Origin of the sequence: Herbaspirillum rhizosphaerae (assembly GCF_001189965.1) — a bacterium.
In the GTDB taxonomy this organism is placed as follows: Bacteria; Pseudomonadota; Gammaproteobacteria; order Burkholderiales; family Burkholderiaceae_D; genus Herbaspirillum; species Herbaspirillum rhizosphaerae.
On the sequence record NZ_LFLU01000016.1, the window covers coordinates 72351 to 96374 of the forward strand.

Here is a 24024-nt window from a genome sequence, read left to right on the forward strand (position 1 = left end):
TCCCCGATATTGTTCTTCGTTGTTCTTTCTTTTTCTGCTTTCTCTGCTCTTTGTCAGTCGGCATGCTCATGCGACGCGTAGTCCGGCGTGAACGTCTTGCTCCCTTTCGGCTGCACGACGGTCAGGCCCAGGCGATGACGGATGCGCTGATAGTGCAGCCCCTGGAAATCGCCGCTGATGTCTTCGAAATAGGTCGCTTCGACTACATAGTTTCCTCGCCAAGGGGTGGCGATCGTCAGCAGCCCGGCGTCATCGGTTCTGATCTCGCTGATCCAGCCGTTGGGGGCGATTAGCTTGGCCTTGAACTGCGCCAGCGGCGCGCCTTTGAAGGTGAATTTCAGTTGATTCGGCGTCCCTGTGGGCACGCCGTCCAGATCCAGCGCCGCCGGAAATGCGCGATCGATCTGTACGTGACGCACGTAGAAATTCAATTTGAGAACGCCCAGCTTGTAGGCGCTCAGGTCTTTGACCGGGATCTGCAGATCCTGGCCGATCAGGCTCTCGGTTGCAGAAATCGCCAGAACGGATGCGAACCCGTCGTGCGTTTTCTTCAGGCTGCGTTCGACGATCACACCATTCTGGTGTTGTATTTTCCCGGTGAGGTTGGCGAATTCGTCGAGTCGGCCTGGCGACGTCTCCCGCACATTTTCATCGACGCCGCCGAAATAGATCAGATTGCCTTTGGCCGTATTTTCGGACCAGAGATAGTGCGCTTGCGCCGGCATGGACGCGAACAGGGACAGGACTGCAACGGCAGACAAGAGTGTTTTCATTTTTCAGACGAGGTGGAAACGCGGTGGAGGAAGGCGCGATCGCGGCAATCCGGAGAGACATCTGCCGGATGCACGCGCGCATTATTTGCAACAGTGTTGCATTATGCAGTAGATGCAACACTGTTGCAATATGTGTTTTTGAAATGACAAGGCAGGCTCTTGCCGGCGTGTTTCCGCCTGCCGGCACGCGCTTTCCTGCGGCTGCGGCATAATCCTCAGAGAAACGACAACAAGACCAAAGGGAAGGCACATGACGCAGGACCTCAATGATCTGTACTACTTCGCCGTGGTGGTGGAACATCGCGGCTTTGCCGCCGCCGGCCGCGCATTGGGCATCCCGAAGTCGAAACTGAGCCGGCGTATTGCACAGCTGGAAGAACGCCTGGGCACGCGCCTGATCCAGCGCTCCACGCGCAGCCTGTCAGTGACCGAACTCGGTCAGAGCTATTACGAACATTGCAAGGCCATGCTGGTGGAAGCCGAAGCGGCGCAAGAAGCCATTGAACGCAATCGCGCGGAGCCGCAAGGCACGGTGCGCCTGACCTGTCCGGTGGCGCTGCTGCACGGTCGCGTGGGTGTGATGCTGGCGGATTTTTTGATGGAGCATCCGCGCGTGACCTTGCAGGTGGAATCGACCAACCGCCGGGTCGACGTCATCAACGAAGGCGTCGATATCGCCTTGCGCGTGCGTTTACCGCCGCTGGAAGACAGCGACCTGGTGCTGAAGACGTTCGGCGTGCGTCACTGGTGCCTGACGGCGAGTCCGGCGCTGCTGGAAAAATGCCGAGTGCCGGAGGTGCCGGCCGACCTGCACCGCTTCCCCAGCCTGAGCATGACGATTCCAGCGGAAGATCACGTCTGGTATCTGGAAAACACCGACGGCGAAACGGCGTCCATCCGTTACAACCCGCGCATGATGACGGACGACACAACCGCCCTGAAACGCGCAGCCGTGGCCGGCGCCGGCATTGTGTTCCTGCCGACGATGGTGGTGATCGATGAGTTGAGAAACGGCACCCTGGTCAAGGTCTTGCCGGAATGGGCGCCGAAGTCCGGCATCATCCATGCCGTATATTCGTCGCGCCGCTTTCTGTTGCCCTCGGTGCGGCAGCTGATCGATTTTCTGGCGAAGCGTTTTGAAGATCTGGAAGATTACTAGAACGTATTTCGTCAGGCCGGGACGACGTTGGTCGCCGGCACAGACATCGCCGGAAAATTGATCGGTTCGCCGCTCAGCAGCAGCGCCGTCGTATGGGCATGGGTCTCCAGGAACAGGCCTTCTCCTTGCGCATCCAGCATGACCACTTCACCGCTGCGCGCAGCCTGATCGCCGTTGATGGTGACTGAACCGCTGAGGATGGCCAGCAGCAGCGTGCGCCCTTCCACGGTTTTCAATTCGCTGGCGCAACGCGATTTCAGTTGCAGCTCCCACACGTCGAACGACGACGAGGTCGGCATGGCGCCGCGATGGTTTGCGCAATTGCCGGCGATGACACGAATGCGACCGCCGTCATCGGGCAAGGCCAGCGTCGGTATGCTGTGGCCGGCGACAATTTTTTCGGCAAGCGCCTGATGCGGGCAAGTTGACAGCGGCATCGGCAGATCGATCCAAAGCTGCAGCATCTCGATCACGTCGCCGCGCCGCGTGCCGACCGGCGTGTAGCGTCCCGGCGCCTGGCCGTCGGAGACGGTAACCCACTGCACGTCGCCGGCGCCGATGGTTTCCGTCTTGCCGGCGGCATCGGTGTATTCAAGCTGGCCTTGATAGACCATGGTCAGCATCTTGCAATTGCTATAGGCATGGGGCCTGACGGCGATGGCGTTCGCGGCAGTCGGCGCCGAAGCGGGCACCGGTATCGGCGCAACATGGTCGAGCGACAGGAAGGGACTGACATGCCGTCCCAGCGTGCGCTGCGAAAATAGCGTGCGCGCCAGCAAGCCGTCGCCGATGCGATGTTGCCGGGTGCCGCTGTAGATGCCGAGAATTTTTTTCATGATTCGCCCTCCTGCTGTTGCGTCCCGTGTCTGTTCACGAAGGAAGGCGCTTCAGGAGTAACACAAGAGTGAAACAACAGAGGTGCAACAAAGACATGACGGGTGCTGCGGACATCCGCTTGCGAGATCAGAAGGCGGGGGACGACTGATCTCGCAAGGGTGTAAAACGACGCCTGGCAAGAGGCGGGAGAAAACTGAGGAAGCGGCGGAAACGGTCGAAAGAACAACTGTCCGTCATGCCGGTCTCAGGCGCCGGTATCGAGCGACTGGCTGCGGTCGGCTTGCTTCAGTTCATCCTTGACGGCCTGGCGTGTCACGGTCGACTTGTGTTGCACTTCAACCGGATACAGATCGTTGCTGATGATTTCGCCGTTGGCGCGTGCTTGTTTCAGCTCTTCAATCACTTGCGCACGGGTCTTGTGCGAGGCGATTTGTGTTTCCGGTGGGTAGGCTTCTTCAGCCATTGCGCTGCCGATGACGGAGAGGAAAAGCAAGCCTGTGACGATTTTCTTGATGTTCATGATAATTCCTTGGTAGTCGATGGTATCGATGATGAAAGGTCGGTAGACCTGGTTTACTGCTGGGTACCGGCGTCGGATTAACGCAGGTACAGAGTTTCTTCGTAGCTCAGCGGTTCGCGGTTGGCGACTTTTTGCTGAATTTCCTGACGCTTGATGGCGGACTTCGATTGGTGCTTGACGACTTGCTGCGCGTCGGCCTGAGCGCTCTTGCCGGCGTCGGCTGCGGTGTTTGCGGCATAAGTGCTGCCGGCTGCTGCGATCAGCAAAACGGCGGCGGCAAGGTGTTTGACGTTCAGGTCAAAGCGGGCGGTAGTGGTGCGCATGATGATTCTCCAAAATTAATTTATTCACAATAAATTGGCTTGCGGCAAGTTGCCTGCAGAGCCGGCGGTAATATGAAACTGGTACGGGACTGATACAAAACAGTTGCGTTCGCTTTTGTGTTTTGCAAGTGCGACTGCTTGAGACGAAGTGTAGGTTTTGATTCGGATTGCGACTAGGAGGCAAAATTCGGATGGATTGTTCTATTTATGGAACGACAAGGACGCTTGAATCCCCCCGTTGCATCCCCAGCGCTCCCCCTCCCTCGGCCTACCGGCTCCCTCCGCCGGTCATATCGATATCTGTTTATCTTCGTTATCAAGCGTGTTTTGCTGCCAGATAATCGGTCGCATCGCGGTGCAATCCGAGGTCTGGCTGACGAAGCGGACGCCGGCGCACTGCGCCATCGACGACGACCATCCACACCCGCAAAAAGGCAACCATGACTCAAGCATCCGGCCCGGCCACCTCCGACACATTGTTCGCACGCTTCCAGGATATTTTTACGCGCATCGCGCAAGGCAGCATCGATCGCGAGAACGGTCGCGAGCTGCCGTATGAAGCGGTGCAATGGCTCAAGGAGAGCGGCTTCACGTCCTTGCGCGTGCCGGTCGAACAAGGCGGCAGCGGCGTTACCTTGCCGCAATTCTTCGGCCTGCTGATCCGCCTGGCGGAAGCCGAATCGAACCTGCCGCAAATCCTGCGCGTCAATGCGGGCTATACCGAACTGCTGCTGGAACGCAAAGACGACGCAGACACACGCCATTGGCTGAGCGTGATCGGCAAAGGTGAAACCTTCGGTGCGGCGGCATCCGAACGCACCGGCTCGACCAGCAATTCGGTCACGGTCACGCCCGATCCCGACAAGCGTCCCGGCCACTTCTTGCTCAACGGCGAGAAATACTATTCAACCGGCACGCTGTATGCGGACTGGATCCTGGTGCGTGCGCACGACCACGATTCGGATCTCAACGTGCTGATCAAGAGCGACACGCCGGGCGTCACGCGCGTCGATGACTGGGACGGTTTCGGCCAACGCCTGACCGGCAGCGGCACCACGCGTTTTGACAAGGTGCTGATCACGCAACAGCAGATCCTCGATCGCTATCATGTGTCGCAGCCGCGCCGCAACACCATCATCACCGCCTTCTATCAGACTGTGCATTTGGCGACGCTGGCCGGGATCGCGCGTGCGGTGCAACGCGACGCCGTCGCGTTCACCCAGGCGCGCACGCGCACTTTCGGCGTACCGGGGCAATCCAGTCCGCGTGAAAATCCGCTGGTGCATCGCGTAGTAGGACGACTGGCCAGCCTCGCGTGGTCGGCGGAGCAGCTGGTCAATGCCATCGCCACTGCCATCGAAAACGTGCATCAGGCGCGCAAAGCGGGAACCGCCAAACCGGAGGACTACATCGCGCTCGACGTGCAGACTTTCCAGGCGCAGCAAGTCATCATCGGCCAGGTGCTGGAAGCCAGCACACTGCTGTTCGAAGTCGGCGGCGCCTCGGCCACCAGCGACAAGCGCCGCCTCGACCGTCACTGGCGCAACGCGCGCACGCTGGCGTCGCACAATCCGGCAACCCAGCGCGAGGCAGCCATCGGCGACTATCATCTCAACGATAATCCGCCGAACGAGCGCTTTGGTTTCTCGTATGCCTGAGCAATCTGCCCCGGTGTTCTGCTGAAAAAATCCGCATAAGGACAGACGAATTCATTCGTTTGTCTTGCCCTCCGTCCTCTCTACACTTGATCTTCAAGCTTTCCGGCAGCGCCATTGAGACGCTGCCGGAAGAGAACTTCCACGTCCTCACTGACTGATAAAAAAATGAACCTGACCATACAAGCCGGGCTGCGAAAATCCTTGGCGATGTTGGCGTTGAGCCTGCTCGCTTTCACATCTCTTCATGCGGTCTCTGCGCCGCAAAAACCTGAACTGCGCGTCGGCTTCGTCCCGGGACCGTACATCGATGAATTCAAGATCGGCGTGCAACCCGAGCTGGAGAAGAAGGGCTACAAGATCAGGTACTACGAATTCAGCACCGGCCTGGAAGCCAATAGCGCCGTGTTCAAAGGCGATATCGACGCCAACGTGATGCAGCATTCGGTGTTCCTGAAATCGTATAACGACCGCAACAAGACCGACCTGGTCGGCATCGTACAGGTGCCGACGCCGCCCATGGGCTTGTACTCGAAAAAGCATCGCAGCCTGGACGGCCTGAAAAAAGGCTTCACCGTCGCCGTGCCGAACGACCCGGTCAATCTGCAACGCGCGCTGTGGATCCTGCAACGCCTCGGCTGGATCAGGATCAAGGAAAACGCCAATCCGGTCGACGTCACCGAACTCGATGTCGTCGAGAACAAGGTCGGCCTCAAGCTGGTGCTTCTGGAAAACGCACAAGGTCCGCGCGCGCTGGATGATGCCGATTTCGCAGCGATCCAGGGCAACTTCGCCATCTTCGCCAAGCTCAAGCTGTCGGAGGCCTTTCTCCTGGAAGACATGACGCCGGCCTACATCAATGTGCTGGCGGTCAAGAAGACGCGCCAGTCGGACCAATATGCGCGCGACATCGTCGAAGCCTATCGCTCCGACACGTTCCAGAACGCGATCCGCGCCGACCGCTTCTATGACGGCTTCCGCCTGCCCGACTATTTCAAAAAATAAACTCCCCTCCCTCCAGAACAAACATCAAAGGAACGAGCATGAATCAACGTTATCGACTTCGCCTGCAAGCCGCGGTGGCGGCAGTCCTGATCTCCACCTTCGGCCTTGCCCATAGCGCCGACAAGGTCTTGCGCGTCGGCGTGCGCGGCGGCGTCGACGAACAGATCTGGGAAGTAGTCACCAAGGTAGCGAAAAAGAACGGCCTGAACGTCGAGCCGGTCGTCATCTCCGGCGCGGCCAGCCCGAACGAGGCGCTCAACAACGGCGACCTGGAAGCCAACTCGTTCCAGCACATTCCTTTCCTGCGCGATCAGATCAAGCAACGCGGTTACAAGCTGAGCATCGTCGGCAACACCATCATTTCGCCGATTGCTTTCTACTCCAAGAAATACAAGGCGCTGAAAGACTTGCCGGACGGCGCCAGGATCGCCATCCCCAACGATCCAAGCAACCAGACGCGCGCGCTGGTGATCCTGCGCGACGCCGGCTTCATCACCTTGCGTGAGGGTTTCGATCCGTTTACCGGCACGGCATCGCTGGCCGACATCACCTCGTACAAGAAGAAAATTAACCTCATCGAAAGCGCCTCAGTCGTGCTGGCTCGCGCGCTGGAAGATGTTGACGCCGCCGCCATCATCAACACCTTCGCCTATCAGGTCGGACTGATCGCAACGCGCGACGGCATCGCCGTGGAAAAACGCGAACACAATCCTTACGTCAACGTCATTGTGGTGCGCGATCAGGACAAGAACGCGGCGTGGGTGGCGCCGCTGGTGAAGTCCTACCAGTCGGAAGAAGTACGCCAGTTCATCCAGAAACAGTTCGGCGGCTCGGTGCTGCCGGTATTTTGAGCATCGCTTTGAACACCGCGTTGAACATTTCTGCACTGATCGGCGCGCAGGCGAGCCTGCCCGCGCCGACGACCGACAAATCCGCCGCCAGGATCCATACTGCGCCGGCAGCGGCCGGCCGGCCGCATCTGGTGTTCGACAACATCTCCCGGCAATATCCCTCGCCGGCAGGACCCGTCCATGCGCTGCGCGAGGTGTCTTTCAGCGTCAGACGCGGCGAAATCTTCGGCATCATCGGCCGCAGCGGCGCCGGCAAGTCGACCCTGCTGCGCACGATCAATGCGCTTGAGACGCCGGACAGCGGCACGGTTGCGATCAACGGCGTCAACGTCGGCAGTCTCGACGAAGATGCCCTGGTCAGGCTGCGCCGCCGGGTGGGCATGATCTTCCAGCATTTCAACCTGCTGTCGGCCAAGACCGTGCGCGACAACGTCGGCCTGCCCTTGCGCGTGGCAGGCGTCGCGCCGGAACAGATCCGTGTACGTGTCGATGCCCTGCTCGATCTGGTCGGCCTGCGCGACAAGGCAGATGTCTATCCCTCCAAACTCTCAGGCGGCCAGAAGCAGCGCGTCGGTATCGCCCGGGCGCTGGTGCATGAACCGGAAATCCTGCTCTGCGACGAGGCAACTTCGGCGCTCGATCCGGAATCGACGCAATCCATCCTGACGCTGCTGCGCGACATCAGCAGCAAGATGGGCCTGACCGTCGTGCTGATCACGCACGACATGGCCGTCATCCGTGAAATCTGCGATCGCGTGCTGGTGCTCAATCAGGGACAGGTGGTCGAACAGGGCGACGTATGGCGCGTCTTCGGCGATCCGCAGGCAGAGGCCACGCGCGCGTTGCTGCGGCCGCTGCAACATGGCTTGCCTGCCGATCTGGCCGCGCAACTGACTGACGATCTCCACAACACAGCCGGCGATGTGCTGCTCAGTTTGCGCTTCAACGGCGCCGCGCATCCGCAAGGCGTCAGCCTGCAACAGCTGGCGCTGCTCGGTCCTGATGCGACGCTGATTCATGGTGGCCTCGACCGCATCCGAGGCCATGCGCAAGGCAGCCTGCTGGTCTCGCTGCCGGTCGCCTCGTGGGAATCGGTCAAGGCGCGCAAGGGCTTCGGCAACACCGGTGATCGCTTTCACGGCGCAGACTTTATTGAGGTTCTCGGCTATGTCCCTGCCCGCACTTAACAAATACGTCCAGGCTTTCTTCGAAACGCTGCTGATGGTCGGCACCTCGGCGCTGATCGCCATCAGCCTGGGTCTGCTGCTGGCGATCGTGCTGACGGTCACGGCCAGAAACAGCCTGTATCCGAAACCGCGTTTTCATCGCGGCCTGTCGGCGACGGTGAATGTGTTTCGCGCGGTGCCGTTCATCATCATGCTGGTGGCGCTGCTGCCGGTCACACGCTTCCTGGTCGGCACCACGCTGGGCACGTGGGCCGCGGTCGTGCCGCTGACGGTGAATCTGATTCCGTTTTACGCCCGCATTGCCCAGGTCAGTCTCAATGAAGTCGATCCCGGCCTGGTGGAAGCGGCGCGCGCGATGGGGTGCCGCCGCTGGCATATCGTGCGGCATGTGCTGTTGCCGGAAGCGCTGCCGGGTATCGTCGGCGGCATGACCGTCAGCGTGATTGCGATGATCAATGCTTCCGCCATGGCCGGTGCAGTGGGCGCCGGCGGGCTGGGTGATCTGGCGATTCGCTACGGTTATGAACGCTATGAAACGCGGGTGATGTTTGAAGTGATCGTGATTCTGATTGCACTGGTGTCGATCATCCAGTTGTTCGGCGAGAAACTGTCGCGCTGGCTGGATCACAAGCATTGAGGTCCGACAGTCAAAGGGAGTTACCCGCTTCGTTCGGGTAACTCCCTTGCCTGATTTCCGCGCTGTTCCCTCGCTCAGGCTGCCGCGGCAATCCCTTTGCGTCCGGCCGGGCGCGCCAATCCCAGATGCTCGCGCAAGGTCGTTCCTTCATACTCGCGGCGGAAGATGCCGCGCTGCTGCAGGATGGGCACCACGCCGTCGGTGAAATCCTGCAAGCCGCTCGGCAACGCGTCCGGCATCAGGTTGAAACCATCGGCAGCGCCGCCCTTGAACCAGTGTTCGATATCGTCGGCAATCTGTTCCGGTGTGCCGACCACGACCCGGTGGCCGCCGCCGCCCGCCAGTGCGTACACCAGTTGCCGCGCGGTATAGCCGTGCAGGCGCGCCTGCGCCAGCGTCGCATTGAAGAAGGTGTGGTTGCCGTTGCCCTTGTTGGGCAAGCCGATGTCGTCAGGCAGGCGCTCGTCCAGCTTGATGCGGTCGGAAGCGACGCCGAGGATGCCGGCGAGACGATTGATGTTGTAGCTCCACGGAATCATGTCGATCAGCTCGTTGCGACGGCGAATTGCCTCCGCTTCCGTCGCACCGATGATGGTGGTCAGCCCGGCGAGAATCTTGACCGCCTGCGGGCCGCGTCCGTACGCCGCTGCGCGCGCATTGAGTTCACGTCCGTAGGCCAGCGATTCTTCAAACGACTGCGAGGCAGAGAACACAGCTTCCGCATGGCGCGCAGCGAGATCGCGGCCGTCCGCCGAGCCGCCGGCCTGCACCAGCACCGGATGGCCTTGCGGCGTACGCGGAAGATTGAGCGGACCTTGCACGGAAAAATGTGCGCCGCGATGAGCGATCGGCTGCACTTTGCCGGTATCGATAAAACGGCCGCTGGTTTTGTCGCCGATGAGCGCGTCGTCTTCCCAGCTATCCCATAGCGCTTTGACGACGTCGGTGAATTCCGCCGCGCGTGCATAGCGTCCGGCATGGTCGGGAACGGCATCGCGACCGAAGTTGCGCGCCGAGCCCAGATCGGCGGTGGTGACCACATTCCACCCTGCCCGGCCTTTGCTGACATGGTCCAGCGTAGCAAAGCGCCGGGCAATGTTGTACGGCTCGTTATAACTGGTCGATGCGGTGCCGATGACGCCGATATGCGTGGTCGCCGCCGCCACGCACGCCAGCAGCACGGTCGGCTCCAGCGCGGTGATCGGACGGAAGTCGATCTGCTCGACGATGGACGCGTTGTCGGCCAGGAACACCGCATCGAATTTTGCCGCCTCCGCAATCTGCGCAATGCGCACGTAATGGCCGACATCGATAAAGGCCTGCGGATCGGCATCGGGCAAACGCCAGGCGGAAGGCACGAAGCCCGAATGCAGGACGTTGATGTTCAGATGCAGCTGGCGTGGCGGTGCGGCAGCATTGCTGGCGGTCTCGCTCATGAAGCAGTCTCCTTGATGGGGATGGCGACGCGGAAATACGCGGGAATGTCGTTCAATGCGTCTTGAAAAATCCGTGGCGCTCGGCCAGCAGATCGAGGATGCGGCGGGTGTCGGTGACGAAGTGCTTGTCGCCCAGTTGCTGCACATGCCGTGTATCGGCAGGAAGCGACCGCTCGTCGCCCAGAATCAGCACCGGCAGGCTTTGATGATCGGCATCGAGCGCATCCACCACGACCTGGCGCGGCCGGGCGAAAGGCAGGCGGCGGATGTCCAAGGCATCCACTTTGCCCGGGTCGCCGGCGAGCAAGCCTTCTATCGGCGCGCCGTCGGGACAGATGAAGCGTTCCCCCGGGTATTTCGGATCGGTGAATCCCGGTTCCAGCAACAGCAGCAAATCTCGGCTCATGGCGCAATGCTCCAAAGTGACAATGAATCTGCTGATTCTCTTGCGCCGGACCGCCGGCCGCCACGAATATATCTGCATATTCATATATGAAGCGAGCCGCGATGGACGCCCTTGGCCGGCCGCGTATGCCGGGAAGGTTTGCTCCGGATGTCTCGCATGTCATCCCGTATTGCATCGACGAGCAAGTTTAGAATATACTGTTTTTATGTACAGTATAATTCGACAATTCAGGAGTGAAGGGGTTCGCCGCACCGAAGCGGAGATCGCTGCCGACGCCGGGTTCGCCGGCATCGTCGGCATGAGTCTCGCCGGGACGACGCGTCAGATGACGCTGTCCGCGCACAAGAGCGACGAAGGAACAACGGTATTGCTGCTGCCGCCGCTGTATGAACCGCAATTGCTGAGCATGCATGCCGACGGCATGATCGTGCGCGGCTGGCAGCGTCTGTCGGGCAGCAAGACCACGCCGGGGCCGACCTATTTGCAGGAGTGGCTGCTGACCTTCGTCGCCCAGCAACCGGGGCGTCCGCACGAACAGCGTGGATTGCAAGGGGCGCCGTTGCAACTGACGGAGGGAGATTAATACCTGACAACTGAAGCCGGCCCCCTGCCTTAACAGCATCTTCCGATCCGGCCATCAGCCGGCGATGCCATAGCAGCGCGCCGCCGCGCCGCCCCATAGCTGCGCCTGCTCGTCCTCGCTCAGATTGGCGGCGGACCAGTCGGCCACCAGCTGCGCCACTTGTTCATACGACGCCGCCAGCAGACACACCGGCCAATCCGAACCGAACATCAGGCGTTGCGGACCGAATGCTTCCAGCGCGGTGTCGAGACAGATACGGATATGTTCATAGTCGCTTTGCTGCAGACCCGCCTGCCAGTCGGCTTCGGTAACGAGGCCGGACAGTTTGCAGGCGACGTGCGGCAGTTTTCCCAGCGCCAGCAATTCTTTTTTCCAGCGCGCCAATGCGGCATCGCTCTGCGCAAATTCGCGCAGCGCCGGTTTGCCGAGATGATCCAGCACCAGCCAGTGCTTGTCATGACGGGCGCAGAAGGCTTGCGTGTCGGCCAACTGACGCTCGAACACCAGCACGTCGTAGACGTAATTCTTCGCTTGCAACAAACTGACGCCGCGATTGAAACCGGCATGCTCAAGGAAGGCGCGCGCGTCGGCCTCGTCCTGCACCTGATGGCGGAAACCGACCAGCTTGTCGCCGGCATGCCATTCGGACAGACGCTCTTCCAGGTCGGCGACGGTGAGGTTTTCCCAGCCGACGACGCCGGCGATCCAGTCGGTGTCTTTTGCCAGGCTGAGCAGGAAGCGCGTTTCTTCGCGGCCCGAGCGCGCCTGCACGGCGATGGTGGCGGCAATGTCATGCTCGCGCAGAATCGGCTGCAGGTCGGCAGGCAGTTTGTCTTGCGCCAGCACGTCCATGCCGGCGCCTATCCAGGGGTAATCTTCAGCGCGATAGCGCCAAAAATGCTGATGTGCGTCGATGCGCAGTGTCATGATTTTCGTTAATTCAGAACGTAGAAATGAAAATGCCGGCTGGTACTCGCAGATCCACGAATACAAGCCGGCATCGGATCCTCAATTGATCACGCGACTATCTGAGTGACTAACTGCAGATCAGTCGTACAACACGGCCGCGATCTTCGGATCGGCGATGTTGCCCTTGTCGTACCAGTAAAAGCCGGTGTCGATGATCTTCGGCAGCTTCTCGCCCTTGAGCGCCTTCACTGCCGCCTCGACGGTCTTGTAGCCGATGCCGACCGGATTTTGCGTGATCGCGCCGGCCATCTGGCCGTCGCGGATCGCATCCTTCTGCTGCTTGCCGGAGTCGAAGCCGACAATGACGACCTTGCGCTTCATTTCCTTGGCGCCGTTCAGCACGCCGATGGCCGAACCTTCATTGGTGCCGAAAGCGCCCTTGAGTTTCGGATAAGCCTGCAGGATGGACTTGGTGACTTCGGTCGACTTCAACTGATCGCCTGCGCCGTATTGAATGCTGACGATCTTGATCTTCGGATAAGCCGACTTGATGCGATCGACAAAGCCATCGCGACGGTCGATGCCGGTGCGGCTGGTCTGGTCGTGGGCCACCACGGCGACTTCGCCTTCCTTGCCAATCAGTTCCGCCATCTTGTCGGCGGCCAATGCGGCGGCGGCCTTGTTGTCGGTGGTGGCAGTCGTCACGGGAATATCGCTGTCGACGCCGGAGTCAAATGCGACCACCGGAATCTTGGCGGCTTGCGCCTTCTTCAGCAGCGGCAGCGCTGCCTTGCTGTCGAGCGCGGCGAAGCCGATCGCTTGCGGCTTCTTCGCCAGCGCAGCGGACAACATGTCGATCTGCTTGTCGACCATGGCTTCGGTTTCCGGACCTTCGAAGGTCACCTTGACCTTGTAGTCGGCCGCAGCCTGGTTGGCGCCGGCCTTCACGGCTTGCCAGAACTGATGCTGGAAGCCCTTGGAAATCAGCGGAATGTAGACGTCTTCAGCGTGTGCAACGCTGCCCAGGCCCATGGCGAAAGTCAAACCGATGGCAATGTTGTGTGCTCTTCTCTTTATCATTTTTAAGTCTCCTTGGTGAGTGTAAAAACAGCGGGGGTAAGGCTAATGCCGTTCAGCTGAGCGTGAATATCATTGTCCACTTTGACTGTCGTCCTGACGAAAGTCAGGACCCAGCGTCGTACTGACCGTCTTCACGACACTGGGTCCCAGCGTCCGCTGGGACGACGGCGAGGAAAATAGACTTAACTGAAATGCATTACGGGGTAAGAAATGTTTCCAACTTTCTTTTATTGCCGGCGGCGACGCAAGATATCCATGTACACGGCCAGAATGATGATCACGCCGGTAACCACGGTCTGCCATTCCTGCGCCACCGACATGATGCGCAGACCGTTGATCAGCACGCTCATGATGAAGGCGCCGATGATGGTGCCGAGGATGGTGCCGGTGCCGCCCGAGAGCGAAGTGCCGCCGATCACCACGGCGGCGATCGCATCCAGTTCGTAGCCCTGGCCCAGCGCCGGCTGCGCCGAGTTCAGGCGCGAAGCGATCAACAGGCCGGCGATGCCGCAGATGGCGCCGCTGACGGTATAGACCACGACTTTCCAGAAATCGACCTTGACGCCGGACAGGCGCAGCGCCTCTTCATTGCTGCCGAGCGCAAAGGTGTAGCGGCCGAACACGGTCTTGTTGAGGATGATGCCGGCGCCGATGGCGACCAGGAACAGGATCAGCACGGCGTTGGGAATAGGGAGCGCCGGAATCAGGTCGCCGATCAGCGACTCCTGCGAGATCTGCGAAAACGACGGCGTGTCGTTGAAGTAGATCGGCTTGGTGCCGGAGATCACCAGCGACAGGCCCTTCAGCAACATCATCATGCCCAGCGTGGCGATGAAGGGCGGCACCTTGAGCTTGGCGATCAGCATGCCGGACGACCAGCCGCACAATGCACCGAAGAAGATCGCGGCGAAGATGCCGAAGTAAATCGGCAAACCCCAGTAGGTCAGGAACACGCCGGCCATCACCGCGCAAAAGGTCATCATGGTGCCGACCGACAGGTCGATGCCGGCGGTGATGATGACGAAGGTACACGCGATTGCCAGCACGCCGTTGACAGCGGTCGATTGCAGGATGCTGACCAGATTGTCGACCTGCAAGAAGTTCTCGTTGGCGAAGCTGAAGAACACCACCAGCGCCAGCAGGCTGGCAAAGGCCAGCAGCTTTTGCCGCGTGGAGGGATGGAACAGGCGCGCGCGCAGGCTGCCGGCGCCGGTTTCTGAAACCGGTGTGGATGTCATGGTCAGGTTCGCTTGAGGATGGGGATTGGTTGCCATGGTCGTCTTCTTCAATGTGTGGTGGTAGCAGCGGTCGCAGCAGTAGCAGCAGTAGCAGCGACGGCGGAAGGTCGCTGTGTCGCCAGTTGCATGATTTTTTCCTGCGAGGCTTCGGCCGCGCTGAGCTCGCCGGTGATGCGGCCTTCGCACATCACCAGCACGCGATGGCTCATGCGCAGCACTTCCGGCAGCTCGGACGAAATCATGACGATGGCCTTGCCTTGTTCCGCCAGGGCGTTGATCAGTTTGTAGATTTCGCTCTTGGCGCCGATGTCGATACCGCGCGTCGGCTCGTCGAAAAACAGGATGTCGCAGTCGCGCAGCAGCCATTTGGCGATCACGATCTTTTGCTGGTTGCCGCCGGAGAGCAGCCGCGCAGGCTGGTCGATGGACGGCGTCTTGATCGCGAGCTGGCGCACATAGCTTTGCGCGGTGCTGCGAATCGCCGCCTGGTCGAGGAACAAGCCTTTCTTCAGGAAACGGTTCATGCTCGACATGACAACATTGGCCTTCACATCGAGGCCGGTGGCCAGGCCGAAATGCTTGCGATCTTCCGACAGGTAGCCGATGCCGTGCGCGACGGCATCGGACGGCGACCTGATCACGGCCTTGCCGCCGTGGATGAAAATCTCGCCGGCTTCCAGCGGATCGGCGCCGAAGATGGCGCGCGCGACCTCGGTGCGGCCTGCGCCCATCAGCCCGGCGAAACCGAGGATCTCGCCCTTGCGCAGCTGGAAGCTGACGTCGCGAATGGCATGGCCGCGCGACAGGCCTTTGACTTCCAGCACGACCTTGTTGTCGCCGGCGTTGGCCACCACCGGGCCGGCGCTGTCGAGCTGGCGGCCGACCATCATGCCGATGATGGTGTCGATCGGTGTTTCTTCGGTGGGGACGGTGGCGATGTATTTGCCGTCGCGCATCACGGTGACGCGGTTGGAAATGCGGCGCAGCTCGTCCATCTTGTGCGAGATGTAGACGATGCCGACGCCCTGCGCCTGCAGGTCGCGGATGATGCGGAACAGTTCGTCGATCTCGGCGTTGTTGAGCGCGGCGGTCGGTTCGTCCATGATCAGCACGCGCGAGTTGAACGACAGCGCCTTGGCGATTTCCACCATCTGCTGCCTGGCGACGGTCAGTTCGCCAACCTTGGTGCGCGGGTCGAGCTTGAGGCGCATGCGCTCGAAGATCTTGGCAGTCTGGCGATTCAGCGTCTCTTCGTCGAGGAACACGCCGAAGCGGCCGCGCGGCTCGCGTCCGATGAAGATGTTTTGCGCGGCGCTGAGATGATTCATCAGGTTGAGTTCCTGATGGATGATGCCGATGCCGAGCTCTTGCGCCGCACGCGGACCGTCGATGGCGACTTCCTTGCCGTCGACGAAGATCTGGCCTTCATCCTTCTGATATACGCCCGACAAAATCTTCATCAGCGTCGATTTGCCGGCGCCGTTTTCGCCCATGAGCGCGTGGACTTCTCCGGGCAGCAAATCCAGCTGGCAATTGTCCAGCGCCAGCACGCCGGGGAAGCGCTTGGTCACGTTGCGCAAGCGGATCAGGTATCCCGATTCGTTTGCGGTCTCTGTTTGTTCTGATTGCATACCTGCCTCATTGATGCAAACCAGCCTTGTTATCTTGATCGGCTGTGTTGTGTATTTCGCTACTATGTTACGTTCACTTGCCTCACTGCTGACTGCGCATTGCTCACTGATTATCGAGATCGAAGATCCTCGTCATCGGCATCCATTTCTCTCCTTGCGGCGTCCACGGCGTCGGCGCCTGGAATTGCCACATCAAGGCTTCCCATTCCTGCACTTTGGGATCGTCCTGCATGGCCTGGGCCATGGCTGCGGCGTCATAGATGGCGTCGTCGGTTTCCATGATCATCGTCATGCGCGTGCCGAGACGGTAGATCTCCATTCCCGTCACGCCGTTGGCGCGCAGATGTGCAGCAATCTCCGGCCAGATCTTGCGGTGATGCTCTTCGTAACGCGCGATCAGGGCCGCGTCGTCTTTCAGGTCGAGTGCCAGGCAGTAACGCATCGCTCGCCCCTCAGGTCAACGCGCGGTCGAGATGCGTGTAACCGCCGTCGACGAACACCCATTGCCCGGTGGTGTGCGCGGCGCGATCCGACAACAGGAAGACAGCCGTATCGGCCATTTCTTCCGAGGTCGTGAAACGCTTGCCGAGCGGGATCTTGCTGGTGATGTCGGCGAGCTTCTCTTGCGGATTGTCGAAGCTGGAAATCCATTTTTCGTACAGCGGCGTCATGACTTCCGCCGGGATCAGCGCATTGACGCGCACGCCGTCGTTGGCCAGCGCGGCAGCCCATTCGCGCGTGAGCGAGAGTTGCGCGCCTTTCGATGCGCAATAACCGCTGGTGTTGCCCTGGCCGGTGACGGCGGTCTTGGACGAGACATTGACGATGGCGCCGCGTGTGGCCTTGAGGTGCGGCACGCAGTAGTGCGCCATGACGTAGTAGTGGATCAGGTTTTTTTCCAGCGACTGCATGAAGGCGGCGCGGCCGGCATCGAGGCCGACGTTGTCGTTGATGCCGGCGTTGTTGACCAGGCCGTCGAGACGGCCGAACTCACGCACGGTCTGCGCGACCGCCTGCTCGCACTTGCCTTCATCAGTGAGATCGAGCAAGAAAAAGCGCGCCTTCGGTTGCAACTTCAGCAGTTGTTCCTTGAACGCGTCGCCCGGCGGGCTCTTGCCGAACACGACCGGAATCGCGCCCTCGCCCGCCAATTGCAGCGAAATCGCGCCACCGATGCCGGAGGCGCCGCCGGTCACGATCACGACTTTGTCTTTCAAATGTAAATCCACGTCTTGTCTCCGTCTTTATTTTTTATCTTGTTTCTTGCTCAGCCGCGGAAGCGATATTGCTCCAGCGATTCGGGTTTCATCGTAATCGAAAAGCCCGGCGCGGTCGGCGGCATGTAGGCCGCTCCTTTGACCACGCAGGCATCGATAAAGTGCTCATGCAGGTGATCGACGTATTCGGTCACGCGTCCCTCGGTGGTGCCGGCGATGCAGACGTAGTCGATCATCGACAGATGCTGCACGTACTCACACAGGCCGACGCCGCCGGCGTGCGGGCAGACCGGCAGCTTGTACTTGGCGGCCATCAGCATGACCGCGAGGATTTCATTGACGCCGCCGAGACGGCAGGAGTCGATCTGCACTACATCGATCGCGCCGCGCATGATGAATTGCTTGAACAGCACGCGGTTCTGGCACATCTCGCCGGTGGCGACCTTGACCGCGCCGATGCCTGCGCGGATCTTGCGATGGCCTTCAACGTCGTCCGGGCTGGTCGGCTCTTCGATGAACCATGGCTTGGCGAAGGCCAGTTCGTTGACCCAGGCGATGGCCTGGTCGACTTCCCACACCTGGTTGGCGTCGATCATCAGATGACGCTCCGGACCGATGACTTCACGCGCGATGCTGACGCGGCGCTTGTCGTCGGCGAGGTCGCGGCCGACCTTCAGCTTGATGTGATTGAAACCGCCGTCGATGGCCTCCTGGCACAGGCGGCGCAGCTTGGCGTCGTCGTAGCCGAGCCAGCCGGCCGAGGTGGTGTAGCAGGGATAGCCGTTCTGTTCCAGCAGGCGGATGCGCTCGGCCTTGCCGGGCGCCTGAGCGCGCAGCAGCGCCAGCGCTTCTTCCGGCGTGATGCAGTCGGTGAGGTAGCGGAAATCGATGCAGCGCACGAGTTCTTCCGGCGACATGTCGGCCACCAGTTTCCACAGCGGTTTGCCTTCGGCCTTGGCCCACAGATCCCAGACCGCATTGACGACCGCGCCGGTGGCGAGATGGATCGCGCCCTTGTCCGGACCGATCCAGCGCAACTGGCTGTCGGATGTGATGTAACGCCAGAAACGGCCCATGTCTGCGCTGACCCAGTCGAGGTCGAGGCCGACCACCAGATGCTCCATGGCCTGGATGGCGGCGCAGCAGATCTCGTTGCCGCGGCCGATGGTGAAGGTCAGGCCATGGCCTTCGAGGCCGGGCTTGTCGGTTTCGAGGATGACGTAGGCGGCCGAGTAGTCCGGATCCGGATTCATGGCGTCCGAGCCGTCGAGCGTCTTGGAAGTCGGGAAACGTACGTCCAGTACGCGCATGGAGGTGATCTTGGTCATCGTCGCTGTCAAAGGTAATGGAGTGAAATCGGTTCAGTGCCTGGCTAGGGAGCACCGCACGGATCAACGAGATCGGGGAACGAGATCGTACTGCGGCGAGCAGCGAGGACTTGCCCTGCCGTCGCTTCCGCCATCTCTTCAGGCTGTCGCGCCCGTCTCCGTCGTTGTCGTGCGTCGCCCGGCGCCGATTGTTCGGCGCAAGGCTGTGTCTTTTGCTGTGTGGCGATTATCACACGCAGTTTTAAATTCATCAATAAAATTTAATTTTATATTTGAGTTTACTTTGCTAATATCCAGTCGCTGAAGACTACATTGCTTTCATGTAGTTCACAGCGATAACCAATGTATGTCGATGAGATATCGAAATACAGATGGTTAAAAAGCAAGATTTCGCGACTCGACTCTATTAAAAATTCATTTTACAAATGAAAATTCAATATTAACAGGAGGAAATAACACATATCGCTTTTCATCGCCGCACCGCGGGCCGCCCGACTCCTGGGCCCGTGTCGATAACTAAAACAAACACGCAGTCACAACAACCATAAATACGGAGATTCTGATGCAGACAAACACACTTACTGCTTGCAACAAGCATGGGCGCAACACATTCATCAACCAGAACAAGACCCGCGCCGTCGCCGGCGCCTTGCTCGCCTTCACAGGACTTGCCGGGCTTGCCGCCGGCAGCGCACATGCGCAAAGCAGCGTCACCATTTACGGCCGGGTCGACGCCGGCGTCGACTACCAATCCAACGTCGCCACCGGCAACGGCGGCAGCGGCAGCCTGTGGCGCGCCTCCGGAAATCAATGGGGCACCAGCATGATCGGCTTCAAGGGTACGGAAGATCTGGGCGGTGGGCTGAGCGCTTTCTTCCTGCTGGAATCCGGCTTCGATGCGACCAAGGGCTCGACCAACGGCTCAGCGTTGTTCAACCGCCGCTCCTACGTCGGCCTGGCCGGCAGCGCCGGTTCGCTCAAGCTCGGCAAGAACCTGTTCATCGACAACGACGTCTGGTTCCTGGATCCGACCGGCCAGCAGTTCATCGGTACGGCGACGCTGGTGCGCGGCCGCAACTGGCAAGGCGCCGACAACGTGATCGAATACCAGACCCCCACCTGGGGCGGTTTCAACGCCACGGTGCAAACCAGCCTCGGCGAACAGGCCGGCTCGCTCACCAAGAAACGCAAGGACGGCGTCTCGCTGGTCTATGCCAACCAGACCGTCGAACTGCGCGCGATCTATGACGTGGTGCGCGACGCCAACGGCCGTTTTGTCGATGTCTTCGACACCTCCAAGGAGCTAATCCTGGGCGGCACGCTGACCATCGACAAGCTCAAGCTGTTCGCCGGCTATGAAAACCTGCGCGCACCGGATGCAGCGGCGACGGCATCGGACAAGGCCAATCATTACTGGATCGGCGCCAACTACCAGGTGACGCCGGCGCTGACGCTGATCGGCTCGGTGTTCCGCGTGAACGTCAACAAGGGCGGCGGCAACGCCAATCTGTTCATGGCCGGCGCCAACTATTCGCTGTCGAAGCGCACGCTGCTGTATGTGGGCGCGGGTACGGTGCGCAACAGCAGCAATGCCAACTTCTCGGTGGAAGCGACTAATAACAATCCGTTGCCTGGACAAAACCAGAACGGGGCCTACGCCGGCATCAGCCACTCCTTCTAAAACTTGTCTATGGGCCTACTGCGAGGCTGTGATCTGGCAGCGTGCGGTGCTCGGGATCCTCGTGTACTCAAGTACACTCCGGTCCCTGCGCTCCGGCCGCTACCAGCTGACAGCCTCTCGCTACGGCCCATAAACAAGTTTGGAATTGGCGGACAAAGCATTCTTTGAAACCGGCAATCACTCATGAATATCGGTTTCAGAGATAAAATGCGAAATACTTCGAATTTGCGCAAACCCAAGCGGGTGCGTAGTGTCATCTTCCATCAGGCCAGCCATGCCAAGAACCAAGAAAATCGTGCCCGACGCGGACCTGAATACTGATATTGCAGAGGATGTTCCCGCCAACGACAGCGCCGCCGATGCCGGCAAAGTGCGCTATGCGGCGCCGGCGCTGGATAAGGGGCTGGATATTCTGGAGCTGCTCAGCAAGGCCGAGCAGATGCTGACGCTGAATCAGATTTCCAAGCAACTGGGACGCAGCGTCAACGAGATCTTCCGCATGGTGGTGACGCTGGAACAGCGCGGCTACCTGATTGCCGATAACGACCAGTACCGCTTGTCGCTCAAGCTGTTCGAGCTGGCGCATTATCACCAGCCTATCCGCTCGCTGGTGAGCACCGCGCTGCCGCACATGCGCGAACTGGCGAACCGCACCATGCAGTCGACTCATCTTACCGTCTACGAAGCCGGTCGCGTGATCGTGGTGGCGCAGGTCGACAGCCCGGAGCGCTGGGCGTTCGGCCTCAAGGTCGGCGCGCTGGTGAGCCTGACCGACACCGCTTCCGGCCACGTGCTGCTGTCGTTCCGCGATGAAGCCGAGCGTGGACGCATGCTGGCGGCGCACGTGCGCATGGACGGCGAGCAGGAAGTCGATCACGCGCAGTTGCTGCGCCAGATTGCAGAAACCCAGGAGCGCGGCTATTCGCGCATGGAGAGCCGCCAGATCCGCGGCGTGGTGAATTTGTCTTACCCGGTGCTGGGCGCCAACGACCGCATGCTGGCGGCGCTGAATATTCCCTACATCGAGCGCATCGACAAGAAGGTCAATCCCAGTCTCGATGAGGTACAGAACATCGTGCAGGAAATTTCTGCACGCCTGTCCAAGCTGATGGGCAGCAGCAGTTTCGGCAGTTGAGCGGGGATGTTTTTGGCAGCAACAAAAAAGCCAGGCATTGCCTGGCTTTTTATCTGCGTGAAGCCGCGCGATCCCGTTCGATCACGCATGGCCGACACCGCTCACTTATCGACAGGAAGCGAGGTCAGCGAGTTTTTCGTCTTGGTCTTGCCCTTGGCTTCATGCGCTTCCGTCGCCGCCTGGGTCAGCGAATAGCGGGTGTAAGCCTTGATCAGATCGGCCATGAAATCCGCCTCATTCTTGATCGGACGCCAGTTCTTGCCGTCCAGCTCTTCCACCTGCGTGCTGTTGCCGTCATACACAATGCTGATGGCGCGCGGCTTTTCCTGCTCCTTGAACTCCGTCAGGAAACCCTTCATGTCGTAGCCGGAAGAATTGCCTTGTACGAAGGTCTCGATCGCCGACTGCATCGCTGCATCGCGTGAAGCCAGCGCCTGCGTCTGTGCCTGCGCCAGCAGATCGGAAACGCCGGTATGGTCGTTGAGCAGCATCTCGAACTTGCTGTTGCGCTCATCGCCCTCTTCCAGCTTGAAGCCCTTCTTGGTCGAAAAAATACGCAGCTTGGGCGGCACGTTGATGCCGTAGGCCCCCACCAGACCGCCCAGCGCCATGGTCAGCGCGGGGCTGACGTCAGGACGCATCGGATTGACCAGTCCGTCGACGCCCGTATTGCGGGCAATCATCATCTGGGCGAAACCGATATCGTTATTGTTGGCGTACGCCTTCGCCGCAGTCGGCGCCGCGGTGTTGTTGACGAAAAATTGGTTGCTGATGTTTTGCATTGCGGCGCTCCTGCGATTACCAGGTCCGGTGGTTCAACTTGCGCGAATAATTGCCAGATAAACAACAAAGACAAATGGCGGACGCCCCCATTGTAAAAGGCTTTCGCCGTTTCTACACAAGAAGCTGAGCCATTTCCCCCCTTCAATCCTGCCGTTTGTCGGTTTGTCGCAAAAACCTGTCGCTGCGGGGGCGCAGCATTTACCCTGCTTTACGCCGGATCTTTCCTGAGGTTTCTTGACGACATGACTATTGCCACTTACATTGCTGACTCGCGGGCAATCGCGGCTAAGCTGGCGAAGCGTATGTCGCCTTGCCGCCCGGGACTGATTGCCGACCGTGCCCGGTTCCACAATATCTCAAACAGACCGAACCGGCTGCCGGCGTCTACACCACGATAGCGCACGCGCCGGTGCTGCGACTAGGACTGCGGCCTGCCTCGACAATTTCACCGATTTGCGCCTGAACGGCTTACCGACAACAACCTGATGACTCTTTCTTTCCTGAAACGCCGCCCGGTCCTGATTGGACTGTTGATCCTGATCATTGCCGTCGCTTTCATGGCAACCAGAAAACGTCCGCCGGCGACGGTAGTCGCCAAGCCGGCACAGGTGCTGGAGTTCCTGCCGGGCGACATGATCGAGGTCGGCGTCGAACCGCTGCGCCAGGTCTTGCCGCTGTCCGGCGCGCTGCGTGCGCTGAACCAGGTATCGGTCAAGGCCAAGGTCGCCGGCGAGGTCAAGGAAGTCCTGGTGCGCGCCGGTGAAGCGGTCAAGGCCGGGCAAGTGCTGATCCGCATCGACACCAGCGAATACCAGGCCAAGCTGGAACAGGCCCGGGGCTCGCTGGTCGCCTCGCGCGGCCAGCTCGACATCGCCACCAAGACGCGCGACAACAACCTGGCGCTGCTCGACAAAGGTTTCATCTCGCGCAATGCCTTCGACAACGCCGCCAGCCAGTTCGACATCGCCAAGGCCAATGTCGACACCGCGCGCGGCGCGCTGGACGTGGCGCAGAAAGCCCTGAACGACACCGTGGTCAAGGCGCCGATCGCCGGCATGATCAGCAGCCGCACGGTCGAGCCGGGAGAGAAGGTATCGATCGACAACAAGCTGCTCGAGGTCGTCGACCTCAGCCAGATGGAGCTGGAAGCGCCGGTGCCGACCGCCGACATCCTCAAAGTCAAACTGGGCCAGGAAGTGCTGGTGACGGTGGAAGGCCTGCCGCAGGCGGTGGTCGGCAAGGTGGTGCGCATCAACCCGGCCACGCAATCCGGTTCGCGTTCGATCATGATGTACGTGCGCATCGAGAATCCGCAAGGGCTGCTGCGCGCCGGCATGTTCGCCGACGCCAGCCTGACGCTGGACAAGCGCGACGCCGTGATGACGATCCCGCAAACGGCGATCCAGACCGACGGAGACAAGACCTACGTGTACGCCATTGAAGACGGCAAGCTGGTCCGGCGCGATGTCGTGCTCGGCATGCGCGGCGTCGACAGCCGCGGCAATGCGGTCGAAGTGAGCAGCGGCCTGCAGAGCGGCGCGCGCATCGTCAAGGCCAATCTCGGCAACCTGAATACCGGGACGCCGGTGCGCTTCCCGGCCACCGGCGGCGCTCCGGCATCGACGCCTGCCGTCAAGGCGAAGGAATAAG

General features: G+C 60.3%; 24 protein-coding genes. 10 read left to right on the plus strand and 14 right to left on the minus strand.

Features of this window, described 5'->3' with window-relative positions:
* Window positions 1-53: 53 nt before the first annotated feature.
* Window positions 54-761, minus strand: a complete 708-nt coding sequence (locus tag AKL25_RS18925) for a hypothetical protein (protein WP_050479266.1) — start codon at window positions 759-761, stop codon at window positions 54-56.
* Window positions 762-1023: 262 nt separating this feature from the next.
* Between AKL25_RS18925 and AKL25_RS18930 the strand changes: the two genes are divergently transcribed.
* Entirely contained in the window at window positions 1024-1932 is a 909-nt protein-coding gene (locus tag AKL25_RS18930) for a LysR family transcriptional regulator (RefSeq protein ID WP_050479267.1), read from the plus strand.
* 11 nt (window positions 1933-1943) lie between these two features.
* Here AKL25_RS18930 and AKL25_RS18935 read toward each other — a convergent pair whose 3' ends face one another.
* From AKL25_RS18935 to AKL25_RS18945, 3 genes are all read right to left on the minus strand, one after another.
* Window positions 1944-2768 (minus strand): pirin family protein, encoded by an 825-nt coding sequence (locus tag AKL25_RS18935; RefSeq protein ID WP_050479268.1) that lies wholly within the window; start codon window positions 2766-2768, stop codon window positions 1944-1946.
* A gap of 245 nt (window positions 2769-3013) precedes the next feature.
* On the minus strand, window positions 3014-3289 hold the full coding sequence (locus tag AKL25_RS18940; RefSeq protein ID WP_050479269.1) for a DUF4148 domain-containing protein: 276 nt from the start codon (window positions 3287-3289) through the stop codon (window positions 3014-3016).
* A gap of 77 nt (window positions 3290-3366) precedes the next feature.
* The gene (locus tag AKL25_RS18945; RefSeq protein ID WP_050479270.1) at window positions 3367-3612 is read right to left on the minus strand and encodes a hypothetical protein; all 246 of its coding nucleotides are present in this window, start codon (window positions 3610-3612) and stop codon (window positions 3367-3369) included.
* Between the two features lie 440 nt (window positions 3613-4052).
* Here AKL25_RS18945 and AKL25_RS18950 point away from each other — a divergent pair, with 440 nt between their 5' ends.
* The 5 genes from AKL25_RS18950 (at window position 4053) to AKL25_RS18970 (ending at window position 8947) form a co-directional block, all read left to right on the plus strand.
* Window positions 4053-5270: an acyl-CoA dehydrogenase family protein gene (locus AKL25_RS18950; RefSeq protein WP_050479271.1), complete on the plus strand. Its 1218-nt coding sequence runs from the start codon at window positions 4053-4055 to the stop codon at window positions 5268-5270.
* A 165-nt stretch (window positions 5271-5435) separates the two neighbouring features.
* Window positions 5436-6272, plus strand: coding sequence for a MetQ/NlpA family ABC transporter substrate-binding protein (locus AKL25_RS18955; RefSeq protein WP_050479272.1), 837 nt, complete (start codon window positions 5436-5438; stop codon window positions 6270-6272).
* Between the two features lie 38 nt (window positions 6273-6310).
* Complete coding sequence (locus AKL25_RS18960; protein WP_050479273.1) at window positions 6311-7123, plus strand: MetQ/NlpA family ABC transporter substrate-binding protein; 813 nt, start codon at window positions 6311-6313, stop codon at window positions 7121-7123.
* Between the two features lie 2 nt (window positions 7124-7125).
* Entirely contained in the window at window positions 7126-8310 is a 1185-nt protein-coding gene (locus tag AKL25_RS18965; protein WP_420840723.1) for a methionine ABC transporter ATP-binding protein, read from the plus strand.
* On the plus strand, window positions 8291-8947 hold the full coding sequence (locus AKL25_RS18970; RefSeq protein WP_050479274.1) for a methionine ABC transporter permease: 657 nt from the start codon (window positions 8291-8293) through the stop codon (window positions 8945-8947). The genes AKL25_RS18965 and AKL25_RS18970 overlap by 20 nt, the downstream gene beginning before the upstream one ends.
* A gap of 74 nt (window positions 8948-9021) precedes the next feature.
* Here the strand turns inward: AKL25_RS18970 and AKL25_RS18975 are convergent, their stop codons facing one another.
* Window positions 9022-10383, minus strand: a complete 1362-nt coding sequence (locus tag AKL25_RS18975) for an LLM class flavin-dependent oxidoreductase (protein ID WP_050479275.1) — start codon at window positions 10381-10383, stop codon at window positions 9022-9024.
* A gap of 52 nt (window positions 10384-10435) precedes the next feature.
* Window positions 10436-10789 (minus strand): DUF3088 domain-containing protein, encoded by a 354-nt coding sequence (locus AKL25_RS18980; RefSeq protein ID WP_050479276.1) that lies wholly within the window; start codon window positions 10787-10789, stop codon window positions 10436-10438.
* Between the two features lie 205 nt (window positions 10790-10994).
* On the opposite strand from AKL25_RS18980, the gene AKL25_RS18985 reads away from it, so the two are divergent.
* Entirely contained in the window at window positions 10995-11372 is a 378-nt protein-coding gene (locus tag AKL25_RS18985) for a hypothetical protein (RefSeq protein ID WP_083444792.1), read from the plus strand.
* A gap of 54 nt (window positions 11373-11426) precedes the next feature.
* Here the strand turns inward: AKL25_RS18985 and AKL25_RS18990 are convergent, their stop codons facing one another.
* The 7 genes from AKL25_RS18990 to AKL25_RS19020 form a co-directional block, all read right to left on the minus strand.
* A complete protein-coding gene (locus tag AKL25_RS18990) occupies window positions 11427-12302 on the minus strand; it encodes an L-fucono-1,5-lactonase (RefSeq protein WP_157050703.1) in 876 nt (291 codons plus the stop codon).
* Between the two features lie 117 nt (window positions 12303-12419).
* A complete protein-coding gene (locus tag AKL25_RS18995; RefSeq protein ID WP_050479278.1) occupies window positions 12420-13361 on the minus strand; it encodes an ABC transporter substrate-binding protein in 942 nt (313 codons plus the stop codon).
* Between the two features lie 227 nt (window positions 13362-13588).
* Window positions 13589-14635 (minus strand): ABC transporter permease, encoded by a 1047-nt coding sequence (locus AKL25_RS19000; RefSeq protein ID WP_050479312.1) that lies wholly within the window; start codon window positions 14633-14635, stop codon window positions 13589-13591.
* A gap of 11 nt (window positions 14636-14646) precedes the next feature.
* A complete protein-coding gene (locus tag AKL25_RS19005; protein WP_050479279.1) occupies window positions 14647-16230 on the minus strand; it encodes a sugar ABC transporter ATP-binding protein in 1584 nt (527 codons plus the stop codon).
* 103 nt (window positions 16231-16333) lie between these two features.
* Window positions 16334-16672 carry an L-rhamnose mutarotase gene (locus AKL25_RS19010; RefSeq protein WP_050479280.1) on the minus strand — a complete coding sequence of 113 codons (339 nt, stop codon included), beginning with the start codon at window positions 16670-16672 and terminating at the stop codon, window positions 16334-16336.
* A 10-nt stretch (window positions 16673-16682) separates the two neighbouring features.
* Entirely contained in the window at window positions 16683-17459 is a 777-nt protein-coding gene (locus AKL25_RS19015) for an SDR family oxidoreductase (RefSeq protein ID WP_050479281.1), read from the minus strand.
* Window positions 17460-17497: 38 nt separating this feature from the next.
* The gene (locus tag AKL25_RS19020; RefSeq protein ID WP_050479282.1) at window positions 17498-18775 is read right to left on the minus strand and encodes an L-fuconate dehydratase; all 1278 of its coding nucleotides are present in this window, start codon (window positions 18773-18775) and stop codon (window positions 17498-17500) included.
* 562 nt (window positions 18776-19337) lie between these two features.
* Between AKL25_RS19020 and AKL25_RS19025 the strand changes: the two genes are divergently transcribed.
* Window positions 19338-20456, plus strand: coding sequence for a porin (locus AKL25_RS19025; protein WP_240475799.1), 1119 nt, complete (start codon window positions 19338-19340; stop codon window positions 20454-20456).
* A 274-nt stretch (window positions 20457-20730) separates the two neighbouring features.
* On the plus strand, window positions 20731-21591 hold the full coding sequence (locus AKL25_RS19030) for an IclR family transcriptional regulator (protein WP_050479283.1): 861 nt from the start codon (window positions 20731-20733) through the stop codon (window positions 21589-21591).
* A gap of 101 nt (window positions 21592-21692) precedes the next feature.
* Here AKL25_RS19030 and AKL25_RS19035 read toward each other — a convergent pair whose 3' ends face one another.
* The gene (locus AKL25_RS19035; RefSeq protein WP_050479284.1) at window positions 21693-22373 is read right to left on the minus strand and encodes a hypothetical protein; all 681 of its coding nucleotides are present in this window, start codon (window positions 22371-22373) and stop codon (window positions 21693-21695) included.
* Between the two features lie 486 nt (window positions 22374-22859).
* On the opposite strand from AKL25_RS19035, the gene AKL25_RS19040 reads away from it, so the two are divergent.
* Window positions 22860-24023: an efflux RND transporter periplasmic adaptor subunit gene (locus tag AKL25_RS19040; protein WP_083444793.1), complete on the plus strand. Its 1164-nt coding sequence runs from the start codon at window positions 22860-22862 to the stop codon at window positions 24021-24023.
* Window position 24024 lies beyond the last annotated feature (1 nt).